This is a genomic window from Mycobacterium innocens (assembly GCF_900566055.1).
Classification (GTDB): Bacteria; Actinomycetota; Actinomycetes; order Mycobacteriales; family Mycobacteriaceae; genus Mycobacterium; species Mycobacterium innocens.
This window is the reverse complement of the sequence record NZ_UPHQ01000090.1, coordinates 1-10,767: the sequence shown is the minus strand read 5'-3', so window position 1 is coordinate 10,767 and position 10,767 is coordinate 1. Positions and strand designations below refer to the sequence as shown.

Sequence of the window (10,767 nt, the reverse complement as noted above, 5' to 3'; positions counted from 1 at the left end):
ACAAGGTCTGCTGTTCGGCATCGGCGGTGACGGTGGCGCCGGGGGCGCCGCGACCGGCGCCACCGGTGTCGGTGGTGACGGCGGTGCCGGCGGCGTCGGCGGTGGTCGGCTGTTCGGCCTGGGTGGCAACGGTGGCGCCGGTGGCGCCGCCACCGGCGCCACCGGTGTTGGTGGCGACGGTGGCGCCGGCGGCGCCGGGGGCGCCAACTTCGGCTACGGGCAGGGCGGTGCCGGCGGCCTCGGTGGCTACGGCATCTCGAAGGGCGGTGCCGGCGGCGCGGGCGGCGTGGCGGGCACACTCGCCGGCGTGAGCGTCGGCGGTTTCGGTGGCCTCGGCGGTGCCTCCAACGTCACCGCCGGCGCCGGCGGCCAGGGCGGCGAGGCGGCCGCGCTCGTCGGCGCTGGCATCGGCGGCGGCGGCGGCCAGGGCGGGTTCGGCAACGGCACCGGCGGCAACGGCGGCGCGGCCGGCCAGGGCGTGGCGCTCACCGGCCTGGGCGTCGGCGGTGTCGGCGGATTTGGCGGCGACAGTGTCACCGGCACCGGCGGCAACGGCGGTGCCGGTGGCGACGCCGGGGGCTTCCTCGCCCTCAACTTCGCCGGCAACGGCGCCAACGCCGGTCAGGGCACAGGCGGTCCTGCCAACGGCGGCAATGGCGGCGACGTCGGCCTCGTCAACAACGGTGCCTTCACCCCGACGCTGTACGGCTTCGGCGGTAACGGCGGCAACGGCGTCAACGGTGGCACTGGTGGCACCGGCGGCACCGGCGGCATCCTTGGCGGCGCCAACGGAACCAACGGATCGCCCTAGCAATTCCCTTAGTCGAACAGCCCCGGTTGGCCCAGCCCGCTGACGCCCGCCGGCGGGGTCATGCCCAGGTGCGTCCAGGCGAGCGCGGTGGCCACTCGGCCGCGCGGCGTACGGGCGATCATCCCGGCACGCACCAGGAACGGCTCGCACACCTCCTCCACCGTGGCCGCCTCCTCGCCGACCGCGACCGCCAGCGTCGAGACCCCGACCGGGCCGCCGCCGAAGCTGCGGGTCAGGGCGGACAGCACCGCGCGGTCCAGCCGGTCCAGGCCCAGCTCGTCGACGTCGTAGACCTCGAGCGCCGACTTGGCGACGTCGCGGGTGATGACGCCGTCGGCGCGGACCTCGGCGAAGTCACGGACGCGCCGCAGTAGCCGGTTGGCGATCCGCGGCGTTCCCCGGGAGCGGCGGGCGATCTCCGCCCCGGCCTCGGCACCCAGTTCGATGCCCAGAATGCCGGCCGAGCGGGCCAGCACCCGCTCCAGCTCGTGCGGCTCGTAGAAGTCCATGTGCGCGGTGAAGCCGAACCGGTCACGCAGCGGGCCGGTCAGCGCCCCGGACCTGGTGGTGGCACCGACCAGGGTGAACGGCGCGATCTCCAGCGGGATCGAGGTGGCGCCGGGACCCTTGCCGACCACCACGTCGACCCGGAAGTCCTCCATCGCCAGATACAGCATCTCCTCGGCGGGCCGGGCGATCCGGTGGATCTCGTCGATGAACAGCACGTCATGCTCGACCAGGTTGGACAGCATCGCGGCCAGGTCGCCCGCACGTTCTAGCGCCGGCCCCGACGTCACCCGAAGCGACGACCCGAGCTCGCCGGCGATGATCATCGCCAGCGACGTCTTACCCAGACCCGGGGGGCCGGACAGCAGGATGTGATCCGGTGTGCCGCCGCGCTTTCGGGCTCCCTCGATGACCAGCTGGAGCTGTTCGCGCACCCGGGGCTGGCCGATGAACTCGCGCAACGAGCGGGGCCGCAGGCTGCCGTCGATATCGCCCTCGCCCACGGCCAGCGCCGGCGATACGTCGCGGTCGGACGGTTCGTCGCTCATCGGGCCTTACCCAGCAGCGCCAGGGCGGCCCGCAATGCGCCCGACGTCGTGGCCTCGGCGTCTCCGGCCAGCACCTTGTCGATGGCCTCCTCGGCCTGCTTGGCGGCAAAGCCGAGCCCGACGAGGGCCTCCACCACCGGAGTGCGTACCGCATTACCGTTGAGCGCCGGAGCGGCCGCCTCCGCCGGACCCACTTTGTCGCGCAACTCCAGCACCATCCGTTCGGCGCCGCGTTTGCCGATGCCGGGCACCCGCGTCAACGCCGCGACGTCGCCGTCGGCCAGCGCCCGGCGCAGCGCCGCGGCGTCATGTACGGCCAGCGTCGCCATCGCCAGGCGCGGCCCGACACCGGAGACCGACAACAACGTCAGGAACAGGTCGCGGGCTTCCCGGTCGGCGAATCCGTACAGCGTCATCGAATCCTCGCGCACGATCATCGCCGTGACCAGCCGCGCCTCGGTCCCCTGCCGCAACGTCGCCAGCGTCGACGGCGTCGCGTTGACCCGGTAACCGACACCGGCCGCCTCGATCACCACGTGATCAAGGGCTACCTCCAGCACCTCACCGCGGACCGAGGCGATCATCGCGCGGCCTTCAGCTTGGCCTTATAGGCGTGACGCTGCCGGGCCGCCAGCGCCTCGGCCCGCGCGATCCGGGCGATCATCGGCGCCCGCCAGCAATGGCAGATTGCCAGCGCCAACGCGTCGGCCGCATCGGCCGGCGTCGGTTTTGCTTGCAGCGCAAGGATTCTGGTGACCATCGCGGTGACCTGAGCCTTGTCGGCGCCACCGTTGCCGGTGACCGCGGCCTTGACCTCGCTGGGGGTGTGGAAGTGTACGTCGATGTCGCGTTTGGCCGCCGCCAGGGCGATCACCCCCCCGGCCTGCGCGGTACCCATGACCGTCGTCACGTTCTGCTGGGAGAACACCCGCTCGATGGCCAGCACGTCGGGACGGTGGGTGTCCAGCCAGTGCTCCACTGCGTCGTTGATGGCCAGCAGCCGCTTCGGCAGCGCCGTATCCGAGGGGGTGCGCACCACGTCGACATCGAGCGCGACGAGGTCCCGGCCCCGTCCGCTTTCCACCAGCGACAGACCACACCGCGTCAACCCGGGATCGACACCCATTACCCGCACCGCATTTCCCTTTCGCAGCCCTTTCACAGCCCTTTCACACCGAACAGCTGTTCGATAGCCTAGCGGCTGGGTGTGACAGGGCCGGGCAGGACACGCGGTTGAACTGCACGTCCCCCGGCGACCCTGACGCATGCCTCTTATCGGGACCCGGGCCGGTGCAAAGCTGTTACGTTAGGGCGCACATCGGCTCGCCGTAGGGAAGGGTTGGGGTGGGATCACTGCTGGTGGTGCTTGCGGTGGCATTGTTCATCGCGTCGCTTCTCGTCCTCGTCGTCGCTCTCAAGCGTCCCAAGACCCCGACACCACCGGGCAACCGACAAGATCCCTTGTCGTTCAACGCGATGCCGCAGTTCGGCCCGCGTCAACTCGGCCCCGGCGCCATCGTCAGCCACGGCGGTGTCGACTATGTGGTTCGCGGATCGGTCACCTACCGTGAGGGACCGTTCGTCTGGTGGGAGCACTTGCTGGAGGGCGGCGACCAGCCGATGTGGTTCAGCGTCGAAGACGACGACGGGCGCCTCGAGCTGGCCATGTGGGTGAAACGCACCGACCTTGCCATGCAGCCCGACGGCGACCAGGTGCTCGACGGCGTGACGTTCCACGAATCGGAGCGCGGCCATGCCGGCTACACCACCGAGGGGACGACGGGCCTGCCCGCGGGCGGCGAGATGGACTACGTCGACTACACCAGCCCCGACGAGACCGCGTTGTTGTCATTCGAGCGCTGGGCACCCGACATGCCCTGGGAGATATCCACCGGCAAAACGGTGCTGCCCGGTGAGCTGACCGTCTACCCCGCTCCCCCGGCGTCCGCATAGGACCATCGGTGCCGCTTCATCAGCTTGCCGTCGCTCCGGCTGACGTATCGGGGACCCGGTTGCGGCTGGCCATCAACGCGCCGCCGCCCCGGCCCCTGGCCACCTATCGGATGGACCACCCCGACGGCGGCACCCTGCTGCTCGGCGTTCTGGGGGCATCGCATGTGGTCACCGTGAAGCACGGTGGCACCAACTTTTCCGAGCAGATCTCGTGTTCGGCCCGTAACCAGGGGGCGAGTCTGCCGGCGCACACCGAAGCGCCCGGCTACCGCCTGGAATCCCGTAGCGACACCTATGACGAGTCGACGTTCCGCCGCCTCGCACACGAGCTGCGCCAGCGGTGCGCGCGCGACGACGGTTGGCTGGGCGGCATGTTCCCCGGCGATGACGCCGCGCTGACCGCGCTGGCGGCCGAACCCGACGGCACCGGCTGGCGCTGGCAGACCTGGCACCTCTACCCGACCGGCTCCGGCGGGTCGGTGGTGTACACCGCAAGCCGGTGGCAACCGTGAGCCGCAACCGCCTATTTCTGATTGCCGGGGGGCTGGCCGTCGCCGCCACGGTGTCGTTGGTTTCCGGAGTAGTGCTGCTGAACAGGAACATCAGCTCCTATATCGCGTCTCACTATCGCGAAGAATCCCGCGACGCCAACGGAACGCGTTACCTCTGCACGGGGTCAGCACGTCAGGTGGCCGACACGCTGGCCCGCTACCAGGCCCCCGCGGCCCGCGCGGCCAGCGGCGACAACGAATACCTGCGCTACCGCAACAACATCGTGGTCGTCGGTCCCGACGGCTCCTACCCGTGCAGCATCCGCGTCGAACCCCTGAGTGCGGGCTACAGCCACGGCTCATTCATCTTCCTCGGTCCGGGATTCACCCCCGGGTCTCCGTCGGGCGGCTCGGGGGGCAGCCCCGGCGGTCCGGGCGGAAGCAAGTAGGACAAGCACCCAAAGGAGACAGCCATGCAGCAGGCGTTACATCAGGCGTTACATCAAGCATCAGTCGATTTCGGCACCGTCAACTTCACCCCGATCCTGCATGGCGTGGTGGCGACCATCTTGTACTTCCTGGTGGGCGCAGCCGTCCTGATCGCGGGTTTCCTGATGGTCGATGTGCTGACTCCGGGCAATCTGCGTCGCCTGGTGTTCGTCGATCGGCGCCCCAACGCTGTCGTCCTGGCCTCGGCAATGTATGCGGCGCTGGCCATCGTCATCGTCGTCGCCATTCACACCAGCTCCAGCCAGCTGGGCCAGGGCCTGCTCGACGTGGCGGTGTACGGGCTCGTGGGGGTGGTACTGCAAGGGGTGGCGCTGCTGATTCTCGAGATCGCGGTGCCGGGCCGGTTCCGCGACCATATCCATGAACCGCAGTTACATCCCGCGGCGTTCGCCATTGGCGTGATGCTGCTGGCCGTCGGGGGTGTGATCGCCGCCGCGCTGTCATGACAGCGACGCAGGAGGCGGCTGTTGTAACCTCGGCGCGCTGGCGTGCGGTGCTGCTAGCCGCCGTCGCGGCATGTGCGGCGTGCGGGATTGTCTACGAACTTGCGTTGCTGACGCTGTCGACGAGCTTGGAGGGCGGCGGCATCATCGCCGTGTCACTTATCGTCGCGGGATATGTGGCGGCGCTGGGCTTGGGTGCGCTGTTGGTCAAGCCACTGCTGGCGCGAGCGGCCGTGACGTTTGTTGCTGTCGAGGCGGTATTGGGCATCGTCGGCGGCCTTTCTGCGGCAGCACTGTATGTGGCGTTTGCGTTTGTCGACGGATCGACGCTGGTGCTGGCGGTGAGCACCGCGCTGATCGGCTGCCTGGTCGGCGCCGAGGTGCCGCTGCTGATGACCCTGCTGCAAGGCAGCCGAATGTCTGGGGCCGCCGATACCGGCCGCGCCCTGGCCAACCTCAACGCGGCCGACTATCTGGGCGCGCTGGTGGGCGGGCTGGTCTGGCCGTTCCTCCTGCTTCCGCAGCTGGGGATGATTCGCGGCGCAGCGGCCACCGGGGTGGTGAACCTGGTGGCCGCGGGTGTCGTGGCGATCTTCTTGCTGCGACACGTCGTGTCCCGCCGCCAGCTGGCGACGGCGCTGGGCACGCTGACGGTCGCGCTGGCGCTGCTGGTCACCCTGCTGGTGCGGGCCCGCGGCATTGAGACCACCAGCCGCCAGCGGCTCTACACCGACCCGATCGTTGCCTACCGGCACTCGGCGTATCAGGAGATTGTGCTCACCCGCCGCGGCGACGACTTGCGCCTGTATTTGGACGGCGGTTTGCAGTTTTCTACCCGCGACGAATACCGCTACACCGAAAGCCTGGTCTACCCCGCTCTCGGCAATGGCGCGCGCTCGGTGCTGGTGTTGGGCGGTGGCGACGGCCTGGCGGCCCGTGAGTTGTTGCGCCTGAACAGGATTCAGCAAATCGTCCAAGTGGAGCTGGACCCTGCCGTCATCGACTTGGCGCGCACCACCATGCGCGAGGCCAACGGCGGGTCGCTGGACAACCCACGCGTGCACGTGGTGATCGACGACGCGATGAACTGGCTGCGCGGCGCTGAAGCGGAGACTTTCGATGCGGTGATCGTCGACCTGCCCGATCCCGATACTCCTGTGCTGGGCCGCCTGTATTCCACCGAGTTCTACGGGCTGGTCGGTCGCGCACTGGCGCCCGGCGGGCTGATGGTGGTGCAAGCGGGCAGCCCGTTCTCGACGCGGACCGCGTTCTGGCGCACGGTCTCGTCGGTGCAGGCCGCGGGGTACGCGGTGACGCCGTACCACGTTTATGTGCCCACGTTCGGCGACTGGGGCTTCGTGCTGGCAGGCCGCGACGACACGGCGCCACTACCTACCGTGCCGCCCGATGCGCCCCCGCTGCGGTTCCTGGATCAGCGGGTGCTCGAGGCCGCCACGGCGTTCTCTGACGACGTCCGGCCGCGCCCGCTGGAGCCCTCAACCCTGGACAACCCGCGCATCGTCGAGGACATGCGCCGCGGGTACGACTAGCGCACTACCAGGCGCCGACGCCACCGTCGCCACCCAAGCCTGCGACGCCAACGGTACCGGTGTCGCCGGGGTCACCGGCCAGACCGGCGACGTGTGTCCGCGCGCCCCCGTCAGCACCGCCAGTGCCGCCAGTGTCGCCAGTGTCACTGGCCGCTTCAGCGCTGGAGTAACCACTGGCACCCGCCGACAATGCCTGCATAACCGCTCCTGAAACGCTGGGCTGCCCACTGATCGCCTGGTACTGCTGCCCACAGCTGCCAAACAAAGCCGCGAGCGCCGCCGACACCTCGTCGTCTGCGGCCGCCACGACCTGCTTCGTCGGCGCAACCGCAGCGGCGGTAGCCGTACCCACCCGCGAACCGACGTCCAAACTGGCAGAGAGTAGTTATTGGGAAGCTGCGGTATTCCTTCAGCCACAGGGATCTAGCGGCCGGAGGCAGCGGGCCTGGTGGCGCGGATGACCGCAGCGTGCATTCCGTCGGCAGCTTGGTGAGTGAAGGCGACTGAGTTTCGTCAGGTGCTTCGGCCCCAGTGAGCGCACGAATTTTGGCCCATGCCCACGCTTGTGTTCTCGTCCGGTGACGATGTGGCGTCGCTACTTGCCGGACTGGTCTTTCGCTGTGGTGGGCAGTAGTTCGGTGATCAGGGCTTGGATTCGGTCGGCGATGTCGTCGCGGATGGAGCGCACGGTGTCGAGGGGTTGGCCGGCGGGGTCGGGCAGTTTCCAGTCGCGGTAGGACACGCCGGGGAAGTAGGGGCAGGATGTCGCCGCAGCCCATGGTGATGACCAAGTCGCTGTTTTGGACCGCGTCGCCGGTGAGCACTTTTAGGGTTGCGGCGGTGATGTCGATGCCTAGTTCGGCCATGGCCGCGACGGCGACCGGGTTGATCTGGTCGGCGGGTTCGGTGCCGGCGGAGCGGACTTCGATGCGGTCACCGGCGAGGTGGGTCAGCAGTGCGGCCGCCATTTGGGAGCGTCCAGCGTTATGGACGCAGACGAAGAGGACGCTGGGTTTATCGGCCATCAGCGCAGACCGGTTGGCTGGCGTCGGTTCGGAAGAGTCGGGGGCGCAGGGCCAGGGAGACGTAGACCAGGCCGACCAGCACGGGCACTTCGATGAGCGGTTCGACGACGCCGGCTAGTGCTTGTCCGGATGTCGCGCCGTAGGTGGCGATGGCTACCGCGATGGCCAGTTCGAAGTTGTTGCCGGCGGCGGTGAACGCCAGGGTTGTGGTGCGCTGGTAACCCACGTTGAGGGCGGCGCCGAGCACATAACCACCGGCCCACATGATCGCGAAGTAGGCCAGCAGCGGCAGCGCGATGCGAGCGACATCGAAAGGCCGGGAAGTGATTTGATGGCCTTGCAGGGCGAACAGGATCACGATGGTAAACAACAGCCCATACAGTGCCCACGGTCCGATGCGGGGCAGGAACCGCGACTCATACCAGTGGCGACCCTTGGCTCGTTCACCCAGGCGCCGCGAGAGGTATCCGGCCAGCAGTGGGATGCCCAAAAAGATCAGCACGGATTTGGCGATCTGCCACGACGACACCTCGATCCCCGGTCTGGGGCAGGTGAAGCCATCCGGGCAGCACTGACAGGTAGAACCACCCAAGCGCCGCGAACATGGCCACCTGGAAGATCGAGTTCAACGCGACCAGCACCGCGCGGCGGCTTCGCGGTCCCCGCAGGCCAGGTCGTTCCAGATGATGACCATGGCGATGCAGCGGGCCAGCCCGACGATGATCAGCCCGGTGCGGTATTCGGGCAAATCGGGCAGCAGCAGCCAGGCCAGGGTGAACATCACCGCCGGCCCGATCAGCCAGTTGAGCAGCAGTGAGGACATCATCAGTTTGCGGTCAGCGGTGACCTCGCTGAGCTGGTCATAGCGGACCTTGGCCAGCACCGGATACATCATCACCAACAACCCGGCCACGATCGGCAGCGAAACACCATCAACCTCAACGGCACTGAGCCCCGCGCCTAGGCCGGGCACCAGCCGGCCCAGCAGCAGCCCGGCGGCCATCGCCAACCCGATCCACACCGGCAACAACCGGTCCAGCGTGGGCAGCTTGGCGGCCACCGTTGGGACAGCAGTCGATACGGTGGTTTCGCTCATAGGTCCTCTCCCGGTGGGTTGGGGCTGTGATGGCTCAAAATGGCGGGCGGCAGTTCTATGCGCTCGTGGTGGTTGCGGTCCGGGTGGCTTAATTTAGTTGCTGGAGGATGCGGCGGGTTTGGTGGCGCGGATGATTGCCGCGTGCATCCCGTCGACGACCTCGTGAGTGAAAGTCACTGAGTCATCGGTGAATCCGACTGCGGCCAGGCCGTCGAGGTATTCCTGCTTAGACAGGGCTCCGGCGATGCAGCCGACGTAGGAGCCGCGTTGAGCGCGGTCGACCGCACTGAGGTGATCTTCGGCGACGACGTCAGAGATTCCTATCCGCCCGCCGGGGACCAGCACGCGGAACATCTCGGCGAGCACTGCCGGTTTGTCGGCCGACAGGTTGATCACGCAATTGGAAATCACCACATCGACGGTGGCGTCGGCAAGTGGGATGTCTTCGATTGTGCCCTTACGGAATTCGACGTTGGTGGCACCGGCTTTAACCTTATTCGCTTCGGCCAGGGCCAGCATCTCATCGGTCATGTCGACGCCGTAGGCGAACCCGTCCGGTCCGACCCGGCGCGCCGAAAGCAGCACATCGATCCCGCCGCCGGAGCCCAGATCCAGCACGCGTTCGCCCGGGTGCAGGTCGGCGACCGCGGTCGGGTTGCCGCAACCCAGGCTCGCCGCAACCGCGTCGGCGGGTAGCTCGGAGTGCTCGTCAATGTCATAAAGACCGGCGCCGAAGATGGTGCCGAAGTCAACCGAATCGCTCGATCCGCAGCGGCTCGCCGCGGTGAGGACTTCGCTGTTGGTGGCACCGGCGGTGATCGCACTGGCAGCCGCGCCGTAGCTGGAGCGAACTTGATCGCGCAGCTCCCCGTCTGTGGTCTCGGCCATTTCGATAATCCTTCCATCGACATACGTCTATGGGACCAAGATGCCCCATGCATCGACGGGTGTCAATGCGTTGTGTCATACTGTGGTCGTGCCCGCTGCGACCGCATCCGCAACCAAACCCCATGGTTCGCTGCTGGCCGCCGATCTCGCGGCATGCTGCACCCCAATCACTGGCACCGTCCTCGAATCGCCGGCAGCCGAGCGGCTGGCCGCGGTGCTCAAGGCGCTAGCCGAGCCGACCCGGCTGCGGCTGGTCTCGCTGATCGCGGGCCATGAGGGTGCGGAGGCATGCGTGTGCGATCTGACGGCGCCGGTAGGGCTGTCCCAGCCGACGGTGTCGCATCACCTCAAGATCCTGGTCGAGGCCGGTCTGCTGGAACGAACACAGCGCGGCAAATGGGCCTACTACCGCCTCGTGCCGGGCGTGTTGGACGCGCTGGCTGGCATGCTTACGGGCACCGGTCGCCCTCGTTAGGAGCTACGGGTCGGCTTTGCGCGATCGTGTCGTTTGCGGAGGATTGGCGATGCGGGCCGCAACGTAGTCGGCGTCGTCGCGTGCGGCGAGCGCTACCCAACGCGTGGCGGCACTGACCGACAGGCCGAGAAGCTCGCCGAGCACGGGAGCCGGGAGATCCCCGGCTAGCGCGCTCAGTGCTGCCCCGCGTGCGGGACGGACGAAGACGCCAATCTCGTTGTTCAACAGCAACGTAAGGCGACCGCGGCCCAGGTTGTTGACCGGCATTCACGATGAGGATGATGGCGGCGTTGATCGTGAGGATGTGCGGGTATGAAACGACCCCGCCGGTGGATGTCCGGCGGGGTCGGTGGTGTTCGGGGTGTCGGTGTGGTGTTCAGTCCGCCGTGACTTCGGCAACAGCGGTGCGGGTGGAGGATTCGTCGACGATGGCCTTGTCGGCGGCGAACGCGGCGACGAGGGCTTGTAGC

The 10,767-nt window shown here is 68.1% G+C and carries 12 protein-coding genes and 4 pseudogenes; 7 read left to right on the top strand and 9 right to left on the bottom strand.

Features of this window, described 5'->3' with window-relative positions:
* Nucleotides 1-811, top strand: a pseudogene (locus EET03_RS30205) (PE family protein); the annotation flags it as partial.
* A gap of 8 nt (nucleotides 812-819) precedes the next feature.
* On the opposite strand, the gene ruvB reads toward EET03_RS30205, so the two are convergent.
* Genes ruvB through ruvC form a run of 3 tightly spaced genes read right to left on the bottom strand, consistent with a single transcriptional unit; the run spans nucleotide 820 to nucleotide 3,001 of the window.
* Nucleotides 820-1,866 carry a Holliday junction branch migration DNA helicase RuvB gene (gene ruvB, locus EET03_RS10300; RefSeq protein WP_075543905.1) on the bottom strand — a complete coding sequence of 349 codons (1,047 nt, stop codon included), beginning with the start codon at nucleotides 1,864-1,866 and terminating at the stop codon, nucleotides 820-822.
* A complete protein-coding gene (gene ruvA / locus EET03_RS10295) occupies nucleotides 1,863-2,450 on the bottom strand; it encodes a Holliday junction branch migration protein RuvA (protein WP_075543904.1) in 588 nt (195 codons plus the stop codon). The genes ruvB and ruvA overlap by 4 nt, the downstream gene beginning before the upstream one ends.
* Nucleotides 2,447-3,001, bottom strand: a complete 555-nt coding sequence (ruvC, locus tag EET03_RS10290) for a crossover junction endodeoxyribonuclease RuvC (protein ID WP_075543916.1) — start codon at nucleotides 2,999-3,001, stop codon at nucleotides 2,447-2,449. The genes ruvA and ruvC overlap by 4 nt, the downstream gene beginning before the upstream one ends.
* Nucleotides 3,002-3,210: 209 nt before the next feature.
* Here ruvC and EET03_RS10285 point away from each other — a divergent pair, with 209 nt between their 5' ends.
* Genes EET03_RS10285 through EET03_RS10265 form a run of 5 tightly spaced genes read left to right on the top strand, consistent with a single transcriptional unit; the run spans nucleotide 3,211 to nucleotide 6,813 of the window.
* Nucleotides 3,211-3,819, top strand: coding sequence for a DUF4178 domain-containing protein (locus EET03_RS10285; protein ID WP_075543903.1), 609 nt, complete (start codon nucleotides 3,211-3,213; stop codon nucleotides 3,817-3,819).
* 8 nt (nucleotides 3,820-3,827) lie between these two features.
* Nucleotides 3,828-4,331: a DUF2617 family protein gene (locus EET03_RS10280; protein WP_075543902.1), complete on the top strand. Its 504-nt coding sequence runs from the start codon at nucleotides 3,828-3,830 to the stop codon at nucleotides 4,329-4,331.
* Nucleotides 4,328-4,759 (top strand): DUF4247 domain-containing protein, encoded by a 432-nt coding sequence (locus EET03_RS10275; RefSeq protein ID WP_063469336.1) that lies wholly within the window; start codon nucleotides 4,328-4,330, stop codon nucleotides 4,757-4,759. Before EET03_RS10280 ends, EET03_RS10275 begins: the two co-directional genes overlap by 4 nt.
* Before the next feature lie 24 nt (nucleotides 4,760-4,783).
* Nucleotides 4,784-5,266, top strand: coding sequence for a DUF350 domain-containing protein (locus EET03_RS10270; RefSeq protein WP_075543901.1), 483 nt, complete (start codon nucleotides 4,784-4,786; stop codon nucleotides 5,264-5,266).
* Nucleotides 5,263-6,813, top strand: coding sequence for a polyamine aminopropyltransferase (locus EET03_RS10265; protein ID WP_075543900.1), 1,551 nt, complete (start codon nucleotides 5,263-5,265; stop codon nucleotides 6,811-6,813). Before EET03_RS10270 ends, EET03_RS10265 begins: the two co-directional genes overlap by 4 nt.
* A 4-nt stretch (nucleotides 6,814-6,817) precedes the next feature.
* Here EET03_RS10265 and EET03_RS10260 read toward each other — a convergent pair whose 3' ends face one another.
* From EET03_RS10260 to arsM, 4 genes and pseudogenes are all read right to left on the bottom strand, one after another.
* Complete coding sequence (locus EET03_RS10260) at nucleotides 6,818-7,183, bottom strand: PE family protein (RefSeq protein WP_082274766.1); 366 nt, start codon at nucleotides 7,181-7,183, stop codon at nucleotides 6,818-6,820.
* Nucleotides 7,184-7,408: 225 nt separating this feature from the next.
* Nucleotides 7,409-7,838: pseudogene (locus tag EET03_RS10255) on the bottom strand (arsenate reductase ArsC).
* A pseudogene (gene arsB, locus EET03_RS10250) lies at nucleotides 7,828-8,730 on the bottom strand (ACR3 family arsenite efflux transporter). The pseudogenes EET03_RS10255 and arsB overlap by 11 nt, the downstream one beginning before the upstream one ends.
* A 297-nt stretch (nucleotides 8,731-9,027) precedes the next feature.
* Nucleotides 9,028-9,822, bottom strand: coding sequence for an arsenite methyltransferase (gene arsM, locus EET03_RS10245; RefSeq protein WP_075543898.1), 795 nt, complete (start codon nucleotides 9,820-9,822; stop codon nucleotides 9,028-9,030).
* A gap of 70 nt (nucleotides 9,823-9,892) precedes the next feature.
* Here arsM and EET03_RS10240 point away from each other — a divergent pair, with 70 nt between their 5' ends.
* Nucleotides 9,893-10,297, top strand: a complete 405-nt coding sequence (locus EET03_RS10240; protein WP_425271516.1) for an ArsR/SmtB family transcription factor — start codon at nucleotides 9,893-9,895, stop codon at nucleotides 10,295-10,297.
* A gap of 3 nt (nucleotides 10,298-10,300) precedes the next feature.
* Here EET03_RS10240 and EET03_RS10235 read toward each other — a convergent pair whose 3' ends face one another.
* Together EET03_RS10235 and EET03_RS10230 are read right to left on the bottom strand one after the other, a co-directional pair.
* Complete coding sequence (locus tag EET03_RS10235) at nucleotides 10,301-10,564, bottom strand: hypothetical protein (protein WP_122508757.1); 264 nt, start codon at nucleotides 10,562-10,564, stop codon at nucleotides 10,301-10,303.
* A 109-nt stretch (nucleotides 10,565-10,673) separates the two neighbouring features.
* Nucleotides 10,674-10,767 (bottom strand): annotated as a pseudogene (locus EET03_RS10230) (ExeA family protein); the annotation flags it as partial.

What these genes read in the sequence shown, in the direction of transcription:
- ruvB (WP_075543905.1), bottom strand. Translation starts at nt 1,866, where the DNA reads ATGAGCGACGAACCGTCCGACCGCGACGTATCGCCGGCGCTGGCCGTG.
- ruvA (WP_075543904.1), bottom strand. Translation starts at nt 2,450, where the DNA reads ATGATCGCCTCGGTCCGCGGTGAGGTGCTGGAGGTAGCCCTTGATCAC.
- EET03_RS10270 (WP_075543901.1), top strand. Translation starts at nt 4,784, where the DNA reads ATGCAGCAGGCGTTACATCAGGCGTTACATCAAGCATCAGTCGATTTC.
- EET03_RS10265 (WP_075543900.1), top strand. Translation starts at nt 5,263, where the DNA reads ATGACAGCGACGCAGGAGGCGGCTGTTGTAACCTCGGCGCGCTGGCGT.
- arsM (WP_075543898.1), bottom strand. Translation starts at nt 9,822, where the DNA reads ATGGCCGAGACCACAGACGGGGAGCTGCGCGATCAAGTTCGCTCCAGC.
- EET03_RS10235 (WP_122508757.1), bottom strand. Translation starts at nt 10,564, where the DNA reads ATGCCGGTCAACAACCTGGGCCGCGGTCGCCTTACGTTGCTGTTGAAC.